This is a genomic window from Halomarina halobia (genome assembly GCF_029338575.1).
In the GTDB taxonomy this organism is placed as follows: domain Archaea; phylum Halobacteriota; class Halobacteria; order Halobacteriales; family Haloarculaceae; genus Halomarina; species Halomarina halobia.
In genome coordinates this window covers 39,593-57,058 of the sequence record NZ_CP119993.1, presented here as the reverse complement: position 1 = coordinate 57,058, position 17,466 = coordinate 39,593, and the positions used below count along the sequence as shown (strand labels likewise).

Genomic DNA, 17,466 nt, shown 5'->3' with positions numbered 1-17,466 from the left:
CGTCCTTTCCGCCCTCGCTCGCACCCTCATTCGCCGAGCGTGTACTGTACCTGAGTGACGTTCGCCGCTCTGAGTACCCGATCGGGGAGTTCGGTTTCGAACCGCGTCCCTTCCAGACGGTGGGCGGGACCGCTGACGGCGAGAGCGCCGTGGACCGTGTCCCCGGTGACGATCGGCGCGGCGACCGCGCGAACACCCTCCACCCGTTCGCCTTCGTCGATCGCGTATCCCTGCTCGCGGATCGCTTCCAGCTGTTCGTAGAGGACCTCACGGCTCGTCACCGTCTTCTCCGTCACCTTCGGAAGTCCGTGACGGTCGAGTATCGCCTCGACACGCGCCGTCGAGAGATGCGCCAGTATCGCCTTCCCGGGCGCGTTCGTCGGTAGTTCCATCCGGAACCCCTCGGACACCCCTAGATCCAGCGCGTTCTCCCCTTTCGCGATGTACAGCAGGACGCCGAGCCCGTTCTCCTCGATCATGAGGCTCGCGTGCTCGCCCGTCTTCTCCGCGAGATCGTCGACGGTGTTCTTCGCGGGGCCGAAGATCCCGATCTTCCCCCGCGCGGACTGTCCCATGGCCAGAAAGCGCGTACTGATGCGGTACTCCATCCCGTCTTTGACGACGTACCCGAGGTTTCGAAGACTAAGTAGATAGTCGTGGACGGTACTCCTCGGCATCGCCAGCTCCTCCGAAAGCTCCGGTAACGACATGCCGCCCGACGTCACTAACGCTTCGAGTAGTTCGAACGTGGTTCGGACGCTTTTTATCGGGACGCGATCGGACATAGCGTATTCGTAACCAACACCCGGGTCGACACCACTTAAGCTTGTCCGACAATATCGTCCCGTCACTCGGTACCCTACGAGCGGAGGTGGGCACGTGCCGACGTACGATCCGAACGGGTCCGACAATACCGCGACGGCGATGGTCGTTACGGGGTGGATCGATCAACCGTCCGGGGAGAATGACCGCGGAGGACGGATAGTTAGAACAGTGACACGGTGAAAATATGCGCTTCGGGGAGTGATTTCGGCCGACTCCGGCGGATTACGACGATGTCGACGCGCGATCACCGCCGATCTCTCCGCGCTCGGAACCCGCGCGGTCGGCGTGCAGCGCCACACCTCACGTGTGCGACGGACTCCCACGCTACGCCAGTGTTTCCAGAGGGGGGTGACGACCGCGAATCGGATAACACTAGTACGCTTGTTATATAGTCTGTCGGGTTTACGCGGCGTGAGGGGAGAGACCAGTCACGCCCGGGAGCGCCCATCCCCCATACCTTCTCGGGGATGTGCTCCCGGGTATCGGACGGAATACGACAATGTCGGAACGGCGCGGGTTGCGTCGCGTCGTCGTCGAACGGCGACGCCGGAAGCCACACGATCGAGTCGGGAGACGAAGACACGTCGACAACGTCGCGTCGCCTGGTACGAGCGCAACTACGCGAGACGTCGTACCCGAGAGCCCGGCTGCAACGACAGCTCACACCGCCCCTAGGGATCGACCGATGCGGCCACCCTCGGAACGGGACCGACATCACCGAAACGTATTTTTGGTTCCGTCCCGAGGCGGAAGACAACCCTATCGGGGTTAATTCAAACGCAATTGCAAAAGTAGTGACCCATGACATCCGAATCGATCCTGCTCATCGGCCGTGATACGAGAAACGCCCGCGAAGTGCTCGGGACGCACGCCGACCGCCTCGACCGGCGTGCTGTCGTCGACGACGTCGAGGTGGTGACGTACGAGAGCGAACCGACCCGTGAGCTCCGAGGAGCGCTCGAGCGGATCTCCGCCGATACGGTGTACGCGGTCCCGATGTGTGTCGCACCCACCCACGACACGATCCACGGCGTCCCCGCCGCGCTCTCCTCCGTCCCCGGGGACGTCCGCTACTGCGAGCCACTCGGACGGAGTCCCGCCGTGACCGACGTGATAGCGGAGCGGGGAACGGAGCTGGTTCCGGCATCGGACGACGCCTCGCTCGTCCTCGTGGGGACGGGAAGCAGTTCGAAACCGTACTACCGGCGGACTGCCGACTACCACGCGGCCCGACTCCGTGAACAGTCGGGATACGGGGAGGTGCTGACCTGCTATCTCCTCCAGAATCCCGCGGTCGAATGTGTCCGGTACAACGTCACGAAGGGCCGCTCGGTGGCGGTCCCGCTCTTTCTGACGCGGACCGAAGCGACCGAGGGCCGGATCCCCGACGAACTCGAACTCGCACGCGGCGGCATCGAGTACGCCGACCCGTTCGGAGAGCATCCGCGGATAACGGACGCCGTTCACGCGGAGGTCGAGAGACAGCGCATACTCACGCTCGACGCCACACCCTCCGCGACACCGTTCGAAGCGCGGTTATCCCCGACGCGACGCCCGGCCCCCACCGACGGTGAAGGGGTGCAACGATAACGGGAGGAACGAGAGGGGTCCAGCACCGAGATTCGTTCCGGTCGGCAGTACGCGAACGCGGCTCATATCGGCGGTATCAGCGACGCGGGGTAAAACCGACGTGACGGTCCACGCAACCGGGGCGAGGGAGACTCCCGAGATCGTCGAGTGCGGTCCCCGGTCGGGGCTCCTATCGTCTGAGCTGAAAGTGATTACTCGAATAGCTGCGACACCATCGACACCGACTGTAGATAGTGCTGGACTCTGGACGGAATATACGCCACGGAAATGCGTCGTACACACCGTCAGGAGGTGAGTCGAGTGGAATCGTCCGTTCGAGAACAGAGGACGTATTCTATCCCCTGTGGAGCTCACCGCGCTCTCATCCACCGCCGACGAAAAGCGTTGCTACAGACTTCCCCTCCACACGCTACTGAGCTCTACACTCATCCTCGTTGTTTGACGCTCACACAGCACGAGCGGTCTGTGCAGGCTGTTTGGCGCCAGATACCGGGTGAACGAGTGAGGGATCGGGGGAGATCGGGGGGCGGGACGACGAAGGGAGGGACGTCGTACTTTTGCGGGGAGTATGGCATGAGCTTCACCGAACTGAGATGAGTGATGCGACATCCGTCGTCCAGTACTGAGTCCGTGACGTGTGTCCTCCACGGTAGGGCAGTCAAGCGGTATGCGCGTGGCTCTACTGGCCACTGGATGTGTGTTTTCCGAGCGATGTGCTCCCCGTTGGTCACGTACCGAGATGAACATTGCACGCCCTGAGGGAACTGCTGTGTAATATCCCTTGTACTGAAATTTCCGGTACTACGCCCATCTCCAGTACGTGGCCCGTGGGCAATCCATGACGCTCCATAGTACGGCAGTCGGACGGTATACACGTAAAAATGGTTGACGTTGACCGGAGACACCTGGTCGCAGTGACTGCGCCAATCACCGTTCGCGTACCGGGTTTTCGCCGGAGCATGCCAAGCGTATCTCCCCAGCATTAACTCATCGGTACACCCCCATTGAGGCAGGCTATTCGGACCATTAATCCGAGTAATTAATATTAAGGTCAATACTGGTTTCGGGCACGCGTGGCGTGGCGAGAAAGCCACCGAGTACCAGGAACGGAGCGACTACGGACCCCTCACAGTATACATTGGGCAGTTCTGGCGACATGCGAACCTCGAAGAGCATCGCCTCCCTTCCTTCGTATACGAACCACGCCGGCAGGTCGGACTGGTCATCTGGACGGTCGCTCGGAAGCTCGGATCAACCCACGAGTGGTTTTAAAACGTCGACGTCGTCGACGACATGGGCTCGTCAACGCGGGGGTCCGTGCCATCGGCGCACACGACAACGAGCTGGTCAACGACGACGGGCGTGCGCTCCTCCGCTACGCCCGGACAGTGGCCGACGACCATAGCTCGAGCGCCGTACACGACGGGCCCGTCACATCCTACGACGAAGTCACCGTCGCCGGAACTTCGGTCCTTGTTGCGCACTACGTTGTGACCGTCCGGTCTATCTCCGTGCTCGCCATCGAATCGGAAGGAACACCCTATGCAGGGGACCTGTCGCGAGGGAGCGACGCCGACGTGGAAGGGGAAGGTACTGGGACTTATTGACGGACGAGAGGGACAAATCCAAGTCGTCCGTCAGTACCGCCAGTTCGGGTCGCGCCCCTCCAGAAACGCGTCAATACCCTCATCCTTCTCGCCGGAGGCGAATAGCGTCGTGAAGAGTTCCTGTTCATACTCGAGGCCGGCATCGAGCGAGGTCTGGGAGCTGGCGCGAATTGCCCGTTTAGCCGTCCGCAACGCGAGCCCACTCTTCGCCGAAAGCGCCGTCGCGATCTCAGCGACCCGTTCGTCGAGCGCGTGGGTGTCGTCGCACACTTCGTCGACCAGTCCGATGTCGGCGGCCTCAGGGGCGTCGATGTGCTCGCCGGTCAGGATCAACCGCGACGCCTGCCCCACGCCGACGAGGCGCGGCAGCCGCTGCGTCCCGCCGCCGCCCGGAAAGATGCCCAGGTTGATCTCGGGAAGTCCGAGCATCGCCTCGTGGTGCGCGACGCGGATGTCGCTGGCCATCGCGAGTTCGCAGCCGCCGCCGAGCGCGTAACCGGTGATTCGCGCGACGACGGGGACGGAGAGTTCCGCGATCCGCCGGTAGATAGGCACGTCCTCAAGAGCGGCGCGCTGTTCGAGCGCGTCTCTGCCGCGCATTTCGCGAACATCGCCGCCCGCGGCGAACGAGCCAGCCGCCGCCGAACCGGTGAGCACCACGCCCTTGAGGCCGCCTACGGCTTCCAGTGCGTCGCAGATCTCACAGATTTCCGCTCGGAGCGCTGCGTTGAGGGCGTTTCGACGGTCGGGGCGGTCGAGTTCGACCGTGACGACATCGGGTGCGTAGTCGTCGGCGGTGACCGTAATTAGGCTCGTCGCGTCGTCGACCTCGACCAGCCTATCGCGGTTATCCATCGGGCGTATCCAGGCGAGGGTACTCAGTACTCACGATCGAAGTCGGGTACCCGCTTTTCGTTGAACGCCGCGACGGCCTCGTGGTGTTCTGCATCGTTCACGCACGCCCACTGGTACTCGATGGCCCGCTCCGAGTAGTCCTCGTAGCTCTGCTCGGAGTCGATGAGCGCCTTCGTGTGTTGGACAGCAGTCGCCGGCAGGTCGCGAACCTCCTCTGTAAATCCTCGGGCCGCCCCGAGTGGGTCGTCCGTCACCTCGACGGCCAGCCCCAGCTCCACGGCGTCGCTCGGAGTGATGTCCTTTCCAGTAAGGAGATACTCGCGGGCCTTCGCCTCTCCGATTAGTCGGGGAAGCAGCCATCCGCCGCCGTCACCGGGAATAAGGCCGATCCTGACAAATCCCTCGCGGAGGAGGGCATTCGGAGAGAGGTAGCGGACATCAGCGGCGAGCGCGAAGTCGCACCCCGCACCCACCGCAGGGCCGTCGACTGCTGCCGCGCTCGGCTTCGTAGTCGTGCGAAGCTGTCGAATGACGTTCTGGACGCTCCACAGGTAACCGGCGTAATCCTCCTTTGTCATCTGCGTCCAGTCGGGCATGCTACGCACGTCGGCACCGGAACAGAACCCGTCGCCCGCCCCGGTCAGGATGATAGCGTACACGGCGTCGTCGTCCCGCGCGTCGCGAATTGCCCCATTGAGCTGGAATATCGTATCTCTGGTGAATGCGTTGTGGACATCCGGGCGATTCATAGTGATGGTCGCGATGCCGGCGTCGACCTCGTACAGCACGTCGTCAGTCATTGTTCGCTCCACCCCTCGTCGGCCGTAGTCATCGCTTCGGTGATGATTGTCATGTTCTCACGTCACGGGGTGATGCGATGGCTCTCTACTTCAATCCATCGGGCGCTCCCGGTCAGTCGAGGGGTAGAAAGCGGCCGCGGTCCCGGTGAGAACCGCATCCTCACGGTCCGAACGGACCGCGAACTCCAGTTCGACGGTCGTCCCGTCGGCCGTCCGGTCCACCGCGGCGACCGACCCCTCGACCGTAAGGCTGTCGCCTGGCCACACTTGGGCGGCGAAGCGTGTCGAGAACGATGCGAGTGTCTCGACGCCGACCCAGTCTACGACGAAGCGCGAGGCGACGCCCGCAGTGAACATCCCCTGGGCGAACACGCTCGGGTAGCCCGCCTCGCGGGCGAACGGTTCGTCGTAGTGGACGGGATTGAAGTCGCCGCTCGCTCCCGCGTAGCGCACGAAGTCCTTACGAGTCAGGTCCCCGACTTCGACTGTTGGCCCCGTATCACCGACGGCGACGGTCGCCGGGTCGAGCGTCGACTCGCCGGCGACCTCAGTCATCCCGGCCCTCCGAATCGCGGTCGTCGGTGTTCGGGTCGCCCGTTATCGCCCCTTCGGTCTCGATACGCGTGTTCTCGACGCGAGCGACGCACGTCCCATCGTCGGCGGTAAACGTCGTCTCGAACACCGCGAACGTCATCGTCCCTCCGCGACTCCCCGTCCGCTGGTACACGTCCGCGAGCGTCGTCTCCCCAGACAGCGTGTCGCCGACGAACACCGGCCGGTGGTACTCGTAGCGCTGCTGCCCGTGAATCGTGTGACGCGGGTCGAGTCCGAGGTCGAACCCGAAGTCGATGCCGACTCCGTCCGGACGGTAGCGCGGGAAGTACCAGGTCCGAAGGAACGTCGGCGGTGCGGGAATGGGGTCGAGGCCCGCAACTTGGGCGGACTCGGGATCCCGATAGAGGGGGTTCGGATCGTGTATCGCGGTCGCGAACTCCTCTACCTTCCCCGCTTCAACCACCAAGTCCTCGACAGTTGTCTTCGTCTCGCCGATACGCGCTTTCAGGTCCGCTAGTGGGTACGACGGCATGGGTCGTCGCGCTACCGATAGAGGGGAGCGATAAAAATAACTACGCTCGTGGCGCAGAACCCCTCGGTTCCCTCCAGGGGATGTTCTTCGACAACGTCGTGGTTGAGCTCGACACCGAGACCCATCCCTTCCGGTATCTCGATGTAGCCGTTTTGGATGAGCGGGTCCTGGGCGGTCACGAGGTCGTCCCACCAGTCGACCTCGAGGGCGTGGAACTCTAACAGGTCGAAGTTCGGTACCGCCGCGCCCAGGTGGACGCACGCCATCGTGCCGACCGGGCTGCAGACGTTGTGGGGCGACATCGGGATGTAGTTCTCCTCCAGTTCATGGGCGAGGCGCTTCGCGCTTTCGACGGTGTATCCCAGTGAAAGTCGGAGGCGAGATCTGCCTTGGGGCCGAATTCGTCACGGACGGCGACGTCGATTTCGCGCTTGCGCTCGATCGTGGCGTTGCTCAGCGGACCGTTGAACGGATCGGAATCGTTGTCCATCGCGAAGTCCAGATCGAACTTCAGCACCGTGTAACCGAAGTCTCTCACCTGTGCGGTCTCCACGGCGTACGCTTTGGGGCTGTACACCGACGACTCAGTGTAGCTCGTGTAGCCGTCCTCAATGGCATTCACCTCACCCGTGTCGCAGTCGCAGTACATCCGCACCCGGTCGCGGTACTCCCGACGAGCAGTTGGTACATCGGCAGGTCGAGGATCTTCCCCACCGCGTCCCAGAGCGCTATCTCGATACCCGAGGTCGCGGTGACGACCTTGCCAGTCGTCCCGCTGTGCCCGGACATCTCCTGGAGGACGCGCCGGAAGAACCGCCGGATGTCGAGCGGGTTCTCACCGACGAGAAACTATTTCGTGTACTCTATGATCTCGAGGGCCACCACCACGGTAGGACTCACCGATACCAGTCACCCCGGCGTCCGTATCGGCCTCAATGAGGTTCCACTCGAACCTATCATCGACCACGCAACACCGGGTGTCCGTAACCGCTACGCCTCGGTCCGCCGTCTAGTTGGAGAAGTCTTTCATCGGTGATCGTCCGCGTCGTCGGTCTATCGCACGGTACGTCGGTTCGCGTCGCCCATCGGGGCAAGGGGTCGAACCCTGAACGGCCGGTTAGAAGGGCGCATCACGGCACGCCGCGGAAGCGTTCTACGGCGTGTTCGTCGAGTTCGACACCGTGTCCCGGTCGATCAGGGACCGAGAGAAACCCCTCGTCGTCGGGCGTCAGCGGGGCGGACACGAGGTCGTCGAACAGCTTCACCTCCATGTCCCGGTAGAAGTACTCGACCCAGAGGCCGTTCTCGGCGGCCGCGACGAGCGAGGCGTGGAGGTTCCAGTTGTAGTGCGGGGCGACCGGCACGTCGTACGCGGCGGCGTGGTGAGCTATCTTGAGCCACTCCGTGATGCCCCCACAGACCGTAGCGTCGGGCTGGAGGATCTCCGCCGCCCCCCTGTCGTACAGTTGTGCGAACCGGTATCGCGGCCCTTCCAGTTCGCCCGTCGCCACCGGGTAGTCGATGGCCTCGTTGACGGTCGCCATCAGATCGACCCTATCGATCATTACTGGCTCCTCGATGAAGTAGGGGTCGCAGGGTTCGAAGGCCCGACAGGCGCGGATGGCCTCCGTCGCAGTGGACCACGCCCCGTTCGCGTCCAGGAGAAGCGTCCGGTCGGGGCCGATCTCGTCGCGGACCGCCGCGACCCGTTCGACCTCGGCGGCCGTCGACAGCCGTCCCACCTTCATCTTCACGATGTCGTGTCCCTCTCGGACGTAGCGGGCGACCTCGTCGCGGAGCGCTCCGTGTCCCTTCTCGTCGCGGTAGTACCCTCCACTAGCGTACGACGGGACGCGGTCCGCGTACCCACCGAGGAGTCTCCAGAGGGGTTGCCCTGCCGCCTTCGCCTTGAGGTCCCAGAGCGCGATGTCGACGGTGGAGATGGCGCGTAGGAGGAGGCCCGCGCGCCCGATCTGGACCGTTCCGTCGAACATCTTACGCCAGAGCCGTTCGGTGTTTCGGGGGTCCTCGCCGTCGAGCATCGGTTCCAGTAGGGACTCGACCGCGCGGGAGATCAGGGCCGCCCCCCCGTATCCGAGCGAGTAGCCGACGCCCTCGGTACCGTCGGACGCTCTGACGTACGTGATGGCGTGATCGCGGTACTCTATCGTTCGGTTCGAAAAGGAGACCGGCTCCGCGAGCGGAAGCGTCACCGGAAAGGACTCTACCGATTCGATCTCCATGCCACGTAGGCACAGCACAGTGTGAAATAGATTTCCACGCCGGCAGGTATCGGTCGACTCTCGACGGGAGTGCGATAAGTGATCTGTGCAACGACTTAGCACAGCGTTCACGGACTTCCTAACCCGCGACACGGTCGACGACGGGACGGTTCAGGGCGTCTGGCCAGAGAACACCTCGGAACAGTCACGGCTCCGGTTCTCACCGACACTGGTCGATGAACTCACCGACCGAATCGAGATCGAATTCGTTGCCTACCCTCGTCGACGGCGAGATGCGCTTCGACGAGCAAACCGAATGACCCAGCACTCGCTGAAAAGGCATATATACAAGGTAATGTTATGATATGCCATGGCTGACAGAGCCAGCGGTAGGACAGTGGACCGACGGACAGTACTACGGACGCTCGGCGTCGGCGGCATCGCGGGTGTTGCAGGGTGTCTTGGCGGGACAAACGGCGGTGACGGAAACGGCAGTGGTGGCGGAGACGGCGAAAACGGCAGCGGCGGCGGGAGCGGGCAGTACAACTGGGTCATCGGAACGAGTAGCGATGGCACGACCGCACACACCGCCGGCGTCGCGTTCTCGGAGGTCGTCAACGAACACAGCGACATGATTCAGATGAGCGCCCAGACGAGCGGCGGGACGGGCGCCAGTCTGGCGCTCATGGCGCAAGGAGAAAACGAGGCGGGAACCATCACTACGGTCCTCGTCGACCGGGCGAACCGAAGCGTCGCACCCTTCGAAGACGTCGACACGACCATCACGCAGACGTTCTCGTATCTCACGCTCGACTTTCACCTGATGAAGCGTGAGGACGCGGGGCTCGACGGCGTCGAGACGGTCAACGACATCCCCCCGGACACACCGATGTCGTGGGGACAGCGCCAAGGAACGAACTTCGAGGTCGCGATTGAGGCGATGGAACTGTCCGGCATCGACAACCCGACGGAACACTTTACCGACCTCCGCGACATCGCGGTCGCCGACCAGGCCGAAGCGCTGCGCGAGGGGCGCGTCGACATCATCATGCCCTATACCGCGAACCTCACGAGCAAACTGGGGTGGGTTCAGGAACTCGACGCGACGGTCGATATCGAACCGGTCAACTTCACCTTCTCCGAAGAGGACCTCCAGAACAGCAGCCTCCCAGTAGCCTACGGCGAGATTTCGCCGGACGTATGGGACCAGGAGGTCACCAAGCCGGCCACGGCGCTCGTCACTGGCTACCTCGTCGGCTTCCCTGCAGACACCGACGAGGAGGCGGTATACGAGTTCACCAAGACCATTCTCGACAACTCGGACGAGGTCAACGAGTACGCGGAGTACCTCGAAAAACTCAGCCCCGAGTTCGCCCTCGAGTGGTTGTTAAAAAGCGAGAACGGGCCGATCCATCCAGGTGCGGAGCGCTACTACAAGGAGAACGATCTCTGGAGCGACGATCTCCTCTCGCTCGACGACTACGAGGACTGAGCGAGCACCTCGCTATCGCGGTTTTCACGCTCCAGAACGACGCCCAAGAGAGCAGCCTATCGGTCGAGCATCGACGGGATACCCTCCTTCTTCAGCGTCCGAGCGATAGTGTTCCTCTGTATCTCATCGGTCCCTGCAGCGATCCGTCGGCCGCGAACCAACCGGAAGAGATACTCAAGCGGGTGACCCTTCTGGTAGGCGCGCGCCCCGACCGTCTGGACGGCCTCACTCACGACCCGCTCAACCATCCTCGAGGAGTAGAGTTTCGCCATCGACGTCGCCAGGCGATCCGGGGACGTTCCGGCGTTGGCCGCCCGAACGGCCTCCTGGTAGGCGATAGCCGTCGACACCCCGATCTCGGTGAGCATGTCGGCGAACTTCCACTCCATCCCCTGGAAGTCAGCGATTGGCTGGCCGAACTGTTCACGCTCAGCGGCGTAGGAGAGGGCGTGATCGAGCGCACAGATCGCCCACGAGTTGGCGACGACGGCGCTTCCCAGGCGCTCCCAGTTGAGCGCTTTCAATTGCTGTTTGAACCCCTCGCGACCGCGGGTGAGGACGTTTTCTTCCGGAATCTCGACTTCGGCGATGGTGAAGTGCGTCTGGGTGTAGTTCGCCATGTTCCGGTAGTGTTTCTGGACCTCCACTCCCGGCGCATCGAGGTCGAGAACGAGCGATCCGAGTCCGTCGGGGAACTTCGCCCAGACGACCGCGGCGTCCGACGCAGGGACGCCTCCGACCCAGATCTTCTCGCCGTTCAGGACGAACGACCCGTCGTCGGTCTCGGTGACGGTCGTGTTCATCGACCCGACGTCCGACCCCGCGTCGGGTTCGGAAATGGCGATAGCAATGTGGCTGCGGCCCTCGGCGACCGGCGGGAGGTACGTCTCTTTCGCGGACTCGCTCCCGAACATCTCGATGGCACGTGGGCCGACCATCTGCTGAGTGTAGACGAACCAGGCGGTGTCCGGACAGACCCGTCCAACGGCTTCGACCGCCAGCATGGCCTCGAACTCTCCAAATCCCCGACCGCCGTACTCCGGCGCAAAGTTCGCACATAGCAGGTCCTTCCCCGCGAGCGCCCGAAGGTTCGCCCAAGGGGTCTCGCCGTTCCACGAGAACGCCCGGTCCCGTATCTCCGCTTCGACGACGTCCTGCACCGATTTCACGTACTGTCGCTGGTCGGTTGACAACGATGACATCACACGGACCGAGGCGAATTACCCTAATAAATCATTTCCTCATCCGAACGCCGAGAGTTGCATTTTCGAGAGACTCACATCGAAGAGCGAATTGACAGATATTATTCCTCAAGGTATATATGTCGCAACTACATCGTGGTATCATAGATCATGAGCGAGTTACTGACACGTCCTCTTCGGGGGAAACTACTGCTGCGGATGAAGTACCTGCTGTTACTTGTCCTCGGAGTCGTCGCGACGGTGTATCACCTGTGGTACGCCAGGTCGTACCCGTTCTCGATCGGCCTTCACATGGTCATCCACCTGGGATTACTCGCCGCTCTGACGAGCGTCCTCGTGTTCGATCCGGACTTCCGCGAGGCCGATAGCCTGCTCACCAAGATAGACAATGCGGTGGTCATCCCGGTCGAGTTCCTAGTATCCGTCGGCCTTACGTACTACCTCTGGTCGAACTACCAGCGACTCGCGTTCGAGAGCCTCGGCATCTACAGCGACACCGACGTCCTCGTCGGCGGTATTCTGATACTCCTGGTGCTCGACCTTTCTAGACGGACGTTCGGATGGGTGCTCACCGGAATCGCGATCTTCGGGATGGTGTATGCCCTCTACGGCCAACTCTTCCCGGGGATCCTCCAGCACCAAGGCGTCTCATTCGACCGACTCATTACGGCGAATACCGTCGAACTCGCGGGCATCTACGGCCAGATCCTCCGAGTCGGGTCCACGTACATCGTTATCTTCATCATTTTTGCTGGGTTTCTGGAATCCTACGGGGCGCTCAGCTACTTTATCGATCTCGGAGCACGAGTTGGTCGGAACATCCGGTCGGGCGTCACCCAGACCGCGGTCATCGCCAGCCTCGGGATGGCGTCGGTCAATGGAAGCGCAGCGGCCAACGCCGCGACGACCGGCGCGTTCACCATCCCGCTGATGAAACGCGAGAATATCCGCTCCGAAACCGCCGCCGCCATTGAGTCAGTGGCCTCTTCGGGGGGGCAAGTGATGCCGCCGATCATGGGAGCGGCAGCGTTCATCATGGCCGAGATCACCGGCACGGGATACCTCGGTATCGTCCAGATAGGGCTGCTCCCAGCGCTGCTCTTCTACGGGACCATCGTCGTCGCCGTCCACCTGATCACGCTGAAAGAGGGCGCCGGAAAGCCGGACCTCGTCTCCGACGCGGAGACAGTGACAGAGACGGAGACACCGGTCATTATCAACACTCGAACGCCCGAGGACCCGACGGACGTCAACGATATCGCTATCGGAACCACGGACGAGGGGATCGCCGCACAGCTCGATTCCAGCGGGGCGCTTCCGCTCTGGAAGCAACTCGTCAAGAGCTCCTTTCTCTGGGTACCGGTCGGGGTGCTCATCTACACGCTCGTCTGGCTCCGGTACGGTGCCCTCCTCGCGGGGTTCTATGCAACGGTTTCGACGATTCCCGTGGCGTTCGTCCAGCGACTTGTCCTGAGTGACGAGGGACTCAAGATCACAGTCATCGGGTTCATCGCCGACACGTTAGACGCATGTCGTATCGGTATCGAGAACACGGCTCCGATCACGATGGCGCTGGCAGTGATGGGCCTCTTCGTCGGCATCCTCAACCTGACGGGGTTCACACAGGTGTTCGCGTCGACGCTCGTCGACCTCGCCGGCGGCGTCCTGATCTTGCTCGCGATCTTCGCGATGTTCGCCGCCATCCTCTTCGGCCTGGGGATGCCGACGGTCGCGGCGTACATCGTCGCCGTCTTGCTGATCGCGCCCGCGCTGGTCAACGTAGGTGTCCCTCTCGAGACCGCCCACTTCTTCGTGTTCTACTTCGCCATCCTCTCGGCGCTAACTCCTCCCGTCGCCATCGCCTGCATCGTCACTACACGCATCGCCAACGCGAACTTCTGGCAGGTCTGTTATAAGGCAGTATTGATCGGCCTCCCGCTATTCGTCCTCCCCTACGTCTTCCTCGTGAACCCGACGCTCCTCTACTGGGAGTTTCCGATGACGCTCATCACGTTCTGCGTCCTCTACCTCGGCCTGGTGGCAATCTCCGTCGCCGTCATTAACTACATCGACGGACCGCTCATGCTGCCGGTGCGAGTCGGGATGGTCGTCGTGGCGCTGGTCGCCCTCTTCGCCAACGCGTTCGCCGGCGCTTACGCCGAGGCCGTCCAAATCGTCTCCGCGCTGCTCTTGCTGTCGGTCTTCGCCTGGAAGACCCGTGTCTATGCACTGCTCCTCGCTCGGTTCACCCGCACCGACCTCGGTAGTTAAATCGAATCTGCGTCACATACTCCGATAGTTTTACGATATCATGTGTCGCAGAGACACACCATGGGATTCGACTTCAATCCCGGTAGCATCGCGATAGTCGGCGCTTCGTCCGACCTGACGCGAATATCGGGGTTGCCGCTACACTACCTCGACAAGCACGGCTACGCCGGGGCGGTCTATCCCGTCAACCCGAACCGCGATGAAATCGCCGGGAGACGGTGTTACCCGTCCATCGAGGCCGTCCCGGAAACGCCGGACCTGGCGATGGTGATGCTCCCCGCGTCGCTGGTCACCGGCATCGTCGCCGATTGCCTCGCCGTCGGGGTCGAGGACGTGATCGTCGTCAGTTCCGGGTTCTCCGAGACCGGCACGGAGGAGGGGGAACGATGGGAGAGGGAGATCGAACGGCTGGCCGAAGAGCACGACGCGACCGTCATCGGGCCGAACAGCCAGGGGATGATCAACTTCTCGACGGGCGTCACCGCCTGCTTCACCCCAGCGCTCAAGCGGGACGAACTGCTCGTCGGACCGGTGAGCTTCGTCACGCAGAGCGGGGCGTTCGGCGGTGCGCTCACGACGCTCCTCCAGGAGGCAGGCGTCGGGCTCAACAAGTGGGTCGCGACCGGCAACGAGGCAGCCGTCGGGGCGCTTACGTTCGTCGACCAACTCGCCCGTGACGAGACGACCGACGTCGTCGTCGGCTACGTCGAGGGATTCGAGGACGCCCGTCAGCTCGTCGAACTCAAGCGCACCGACGTGGGCATCGACCTCCCGTTCGTCGTTCTGAGGGTCGGAACGTCGGAGCGCGGGCGCGCAGCTGCGAGCTCTCACACTGGGAAGATCGCGGGCGAATCGGCAGTCTACGACGCCGTACTCCGCGAGCACGGCGTCGTCGCCGTCGACGACATCGACCTCCTCGTGGAGGTCACGCAGCTGATACTGGAAACCGGCGTCGAGGAGCTGCCCCACGGCCGACTGGGTGTCATCTCGACGTCCGGCGGCGCCGGCGTCTACATCGCCGACCGCGCTGACGACCTGGGTCTCGAACTCGCAACGCTCTCCGCTCGAACCCGCGAACGCATCGGTCATCACCTGCCAGGGTACGGGTCGGCGACGAACCCAGTTGACACCACGGCCGCCGTCCTGAACTCGACGGACGCGTTCGAGGAGTGCTTGACCGCGCTCCTCGAAGACGACGGGGTAGACACGCTGCTGTTCCAACTCACGAACGTCAGCGGTGAACGCGCAGCGGAGCTCGCGGATACGCTCTGTCGAGTCAAGGACGAGTACGAGAAACCGGTGGTAGTCTGCTGGACGGGGGGACTCGAGAAGGTGGAAAGCCTCGATAGATATCGAGCGTCCGGCGTTCCAGTCTTCGAGAACCCCGCCCGGTGTCTGAAGTCGATCGCAGCGGTCGGCGCGTTCGTCGCGGCGCGCCCCGCGCTCCACGCCAGTAAGGACCATCCCGCCCGGGTTACCGTACCACCGCTCGACCGTGACCGGCCGAAGAAACTCACGGAGGTCGATGCGAAAGAGTTGCTCGCTGACTACGGAATCGAGACGCCCATGGAACGGTACGTAACGAGCGTCAGCGAGGCGGCCGCGGCGGCCGATGAAATCGGCTATCCGGTGGTGGTGAAGATCGTCTCCTCGGCGATCGACCACAAGAACCGAATCGGCGGCGTCAGGCTCGGGATGGGAGACGTGGACGCGGTACGGGAGGCGGCCGCAGAACTTCTCAACGTCGGCGGCGCGGTGGATGAGGGCGTCGGACTCACGGTCCAGCGACAGGTCGAGTTCGAACACGAACTCGGCCTTGGACTGACAATCGACGACGACTTCGGCCCCGTCCTCATGCTCGGGCGCGGCGGGACGGAGATAGAGACCATCGACGACGTCACGTTCCGGACGGTCCCCGTCTCAAGGGCGCAAGCCGGCCAAATGCTCGAAGAGCTGACGACGGTGCCGGTTGAGTCCTTCACTGAGGGACAACGTTCGGCGGTCGTCGATGCGGTGACCGGGCTCTCGAAACTGTTTATGGACAACCGATGGATAACCGAGGCGGACGTCAATCCGCTGGTCGTCACCGCCGACGGAGCCGTCGCCGTCGACGCACTCGCAAGCGGGTACGAACCCACCGACGACGGAGGGTGATGACGGCGTTTCGTACCGCGTCCTCTTCCCAGTCAACGAGGACGACGAACGGACCTACTGAGTCGGCGACGCCGGCGAGACGCGCCGAGAAGGGCTGTCCGGTCAGGGTGACGCTGCTCGACGTCTTCGAGGAGTTCGAGGGCATCAAGGATGAGTCATGGGATGACCCTCCATGAAACCGTACGACCCGAACGACATCCCCGAGACGGTCACGAGCGCCAGCGAGCAATTGGAGGTGAGCGCTATCGAGGCGACAGTACGCCGCGAACGCGGGAACCCGGCCGCGTACATCGTCGCCGTCGCGGCTGAGGCTGACGCGGGCAACATGCTGATTGGCGGGCGAAAGTGGAGTCTGATCCGTAGGGCGCTCCTCGGGAGTACCACCCAACCGGTAGTACTGAGCGCGGAACGATCGGTCAGTCTCGGGAAATAACGACTAATCAGGCTACTCGACGACGACGCTGTCGGTCTGTTCACGGTCGCTGTAGGCGAGCTTCAGTTCGAGCGCGTTGGCCGACCCGAGCAGCAGGTCGGGGACCGTCTCTCGGAACAACTCACCCTTCATCCGGTGCGACGGGGCGGAGACGCAGAGCGCGCCGAGGACATCGTCGTCGGCTCCCGTGACAGGGACGCCAACGGCGTTGAGGCCGTGGATGTGTTCTTCCTCGTTGAACGCCACTCCGCGCTCGCGGACGCGCTGGAGTTCCTCGTGGTATGCGTCCCGATCCGTGATCGTGCGTTCCGTCTGCTGCGGTAAGCCCCACTGGTCAAGGATTTCGTCGACGCGTGCCCGCGGATACCCGGAGAGGATGGCTTTTCCCGCCGACGAGCAGTGGAGGCGAATCTGCCGGCCGACCTCGAGACCGGCGCGGACGGCCTTGCGTCCCGTCTCCAGATAGAGATACACTCCCAGTCCGTGATCCTCGACGACGAATTGGGCGCGTTCACCAGTTTCCTCGGCCACCTCGCGGACGTAGTCTTTCGCCTGGCGAAACGCCGGGTCACGGGTTCGCGCCGCCTCGCCTAGTCGGGCAAACCGGAGGCCGATCTGGTACTTCGGGCCGCATCGGGAGACGTATCGGAGCGAGTGAAGCGTGTTCAGGTGGCGGTGGACCGTGCTCTCCGGCATGCCGAGTTCGGATGCGATAGCCGAGAGTCGGCACGGACCGTTTTCTTGCAGAACGTGGATGATCTCGAAGCTCGTCGCGGTCGTCTGGATCAGTGCTGAGCCCTTCGTTTTTGGCATGTTTGGGCGTACCACTCGTAAACCATAGTTTTTTCTACTCTACAGAATCATGTCGGAGAGAGCCGAGCAGTCTCAATACAGGCGTTCAGCGGTTCTCAAACGGAGAAAAGGCCAC

Annotated in this window: 14 protein-coding genes and 1 pseudogene; 6 read left to right on the top strand and 9 right to left on the bottom strand. The window is 62.9% G+C overall.

Going from position 1 to position 17,466, the window contains the following annotated elements; all coding sequences use genetic code 11:
- Positions 1–26: 26 nt before the first annotated feature.
- A complete protein-coding gene (locus P1K31_RS15845) occupies positions 27–911 on the bottom strand; it encodes an IclR family transcriptional regulator (protein ID WP_276306279.1) in 885 nt (294 codons plus the stop codon).
- A gap of 715 nt (positions 912–1,626) precedes the next feature.
- On the opposite strand from P1K31_RS15845, the gene P1K31_RS15840 reads away from it, so the two are divergent.
- A complete protein-coding gene (locus P1K31_RS15840) occupies positions 1,627–2,415 on the top strand; it encodes a CbiX/SirB N-terminal domain-containing protein (protein ID WP_276306278.1) in 789 nt (262 codons plus the stop codon).
- 1,637 nt (positions 2,416–4,052) lie between these two features.
- On the opposite strand, the gene P1K31_RS15835 is transcribed toward P1K31_RS15840, so the two are convergent.
- From P1K31_RS15835 to P1K31_RS15810, 6 genes and pseudogenes are all read right to left on the bottom strand, one after another.
- The gene (locus P1K31_RS15835; protein WP_276306277.1) at positions 4,053–4,877 is read right to left on the bottom strand and encodes an enoyl-CoA hydratase/isomerase family protein; all 825 of its coding nucleotides are present in this window, start codon (positions 4,875–4,877) and stop codon (positions 4,053–4,055) included.
- A gap of 23 nt (positions 4,878–4,900) precedes the next feature.
- Positions 4,901–5,677, bottom strand: a complete 777-nt coding sequence (locus tag P1K31_RS15830) for an enoyl-CoA hydratase/isomerase family protein (RefSeq protein WP_276306276.1) — start codon at positions 5,675–5,677, stop codon at positions 4,901–4,903.
- Between the two features lie 90 nt (positions 5,678–5,767).
- A complete protein-coding gene (locus tag P1K31_RS15825) occupies positions 5,768–6,232 on the bottom strand; it encodes a MaoC/PaaZ C-terminal domain-containing protein (RefSeq protein ID WP_276306275.1) in 465 nt (154 codons plus the stop codon).
- Positions 6,225–6,764, bottom strand: a complete 540-nt coding sequence (locus P1K31_RS15820; protein WP_276306274.1) for an FAS1-like dehydratase domain-containing protein — start codon at positions 6,762–6,764, stop codon at positions 6,225–6,227. Before P1K31_RS15820 ends, P1K31_RS15825 begins: the two co-directional genes overlap by 8 nt.
- A gap of 11 nt (positions 6,765–6,775) precedes the next feature.
- Positions 6,776–7,764: pseudogene (locus P1K31_RS15815) on the bottom strand (mandelate racemase/muconate lactonizing enzyme family protein); the annotation flags it as partial.
- A 130-nt stretch (positions 7,765–7,894) separates the two neighbouring features.
- Positions 7,895–9,007: a mandelate racemase/muconate lactonizing enzyme family protein gene (locus tag P1K31_RS15810; RefSeq protein WP_276306273.1), complete on the bottom strand. Its 1,113-nt coding sequence runs from the start codon at positions 9,005–9,007 to the stop codon at positions 7,895–7,897.
- A gap of 349 nt (positions 9,008–9,356) precedes the next feature.
- Between P1K31_RS15810 and P1K31_RS15805 the strand changes: the two genes are divergently transcribed.
- Positions 9,357–10,478, top strand: a complete 1,122-nt coding sequence (locus tag P1K31_RS15805) for a TAXI family TRAP transporter solute-binding subunit (RefSeq protein WP_276306272.1) — start codon at positions 9,357–9,359, stop codon at positions 10,476–10,478.
- Positions 10,479–10,534: 56 nt separating this feature from the next.
- Here the strand turns inward: P1K31_RS15805 and P1K31_RS15800 are convergent, their stop codons facing one another.
- The gene (locus tag P1K31_RS15800; protein WP_276306271.1) at positions 10,535–11,680 is read right to left on the bottom strand and encodes an acyl-CoA dehydrogenase family protein; all 1,146 of its coding nucleotides are present in this window, start codon (positions 11,678–11,680) and stop codon (positions 10,535–10,537) included.
- A 150-nt stretch (positions 11,681–11,830) separates the two neighbouring features.
- Here P1K31_RS15800 and P1K31_RS15795 point away from each other — a divergent pair, with 150 nt between their 5' ends.
- The 4 genes from P1K31_RS15795 to P1K31_RS15780 are packed head-to-tail and all read left to right on the top strand — an operon-like array spanning position 11,831 to position 16,538.
- Positions 11,831–13,951: a TRAP transporter permease gene (locus P1K31_RS15795; protein ID WP_276306270.1), complete on the top strand. Its 2,121-nt coding sequence runs from the start codon at positions 11,831–11,833 to the stop codon at positions 13,949–13,951.
- A gap of 60 nt (positions 13,952–14,011) precedes the next feature.
- The gene (locus P1K31_RS15790) at positions 14,012–16,105 is read left to right on the top strand and encodes an acetate--CoA ligase family protein (protein ID WP_276306269.1); all 2,094 of its coding nucleotides are present in this window, start codon (positions 14,012–14,014) and stop codon (positions 16,103–16,105) included.
- Positions 16,105–16,281 carry a hypothetical protein gene (locus P1K31_RS15785; RefSeq protein WP_276306268.1) on the top strand — a complete coding sequence of 59 codons (177 nt, stop codon included), beginning with the start codon at positions 16,105–16,107 and terminating at the stop codon, positions 16,279–16,281. Before P1K31_RS15790 ends, P1K31_RS15785 begins: the two co-directional genes overlap by 1 nt.
- Positions 16,278–16,538 (top strand): universal stress protein, encoded by a 261-nt coding sequence (locus tag P1K31_RS15780; RefSeq protein ID WP_276306267.1) that lies wholly within the window; start codon positions 16,278–16,280, stop codon positions 16,536–16,538. The genes P1K31_RS15785 and P1K31_RS15780 overlap by 4 nt, the downstream gene beginning before the upstream one ends.
- A gap of 12 nt (positions 16,539–16,550) precedes the next feature.
- Here the strand turns inward: P1K31_RS15780 and P1K31_RS15775 are convergent, their stop codons facing one another.
- On the bottom strand, positions 16,551–17,351 hold the full coding sequence (locus P1K31_RS15775; protein WP_276306266.1) for an IclR family transcriptional regulator: 801 nt from the start codon (positions 17,349–17,351) through the stop codon (positions 16,551–16,553).
- Between the last annotated feature and the right edge of the window lie 115 nt (positions 17,352–17,466).

Bases quoted from the DNA above. Each gene is read 5' to 3' on its own strand.
- P1K31_RS15840 (WP_276306278.1), top strand. From the start codon at position 1,627: ATGACATCCGAATCGATCCTGCTCATCGGCCGTGATACGAGAAACGCC.
- P1K31_RS15835 (WP_276306277.1), bottom strand. From the start codon at position 4,877: ATGGATAACCGCGATAGGCTGGTCGAGGTCGACGACGCGACGAGCCTA.
- P1K31_RS15830 (WP_276306276.1), bottom strand. From the start codon at position 5,677: ATGACTGACGACGTGCTGTACGAGGTCGACGCCGGCATCGCGACCATC.
- P1K31_RS15825 (WP_276306275.1), bottom strand. From the start codon at position 6,232: ATGACTGAGGTCGCCGGCGAGTCGACGCTCGACCCGGCGACCGTCGCC.
- P1K31_RS15820 (WP_276306274.1), bottom strand. From the start codon at position 6,764: ATGCCGTCGTACCCACTAGCGGACCTGAAAGCGCGTATCGGCGAGACG.
- P1K31_RS15810 (WP_276306273.1), bottom strand. From the start codon at position 9,007: ATGGAGATCGAATCGGTAGAGTCCTTTCCGGTGACGCTTCCGCTCGCG.
- P1K31_RS15805 (WP_276306272.1), top strand. From the start codon at position 9,357: ATGGCTGACAGAGCCAGCGGTAGGACAGTGGACCGACGGACAGTACTA.
- P1K31_RS15800 (WP_276306271.1), bottom strand. From the start codon at position 11,680: ATGTCATCGTTGTCAACCGACCAGCGACAGTACGTGAAATCGGTGCAG.
- P1K31_RS15795 (WP_276306270.1), top strand. From the start codon at position 11,831: ATGAGCGAGTTACTGACACGTCCTCTTCGGGGGAAACTACTGCTGCGG.
- P1K31_RS15790 (WP_276306269.1), top strand. From the start codon at position 14,012: ATGGGATTCGACTTCAATCCCGGTAGCATCGCGATAGTCGGCGCTTCG.
- P1K31_RS15785 (WP_276306268.1), top strand. From the start codon at position 16,105: ATGACGGCGTTTCGTACCGCGTCCTCTTCCCAGTCAACGAGGACGACG.
- P1K31_RS15780 (WP_276306267.1), top strand. From the start codon at position 16,278: ATGAAACCGTACGACCCGAACGACATCCCCGAGACGGTCACGAGCGCC.
- P1K31_RS15775 (WP_276306266.1), bottom strand. From the start codon at position 17,351: ATGCCAAAAACGAAGGGCTCAGCACTGATCCAGACGACCGCGACGAGC.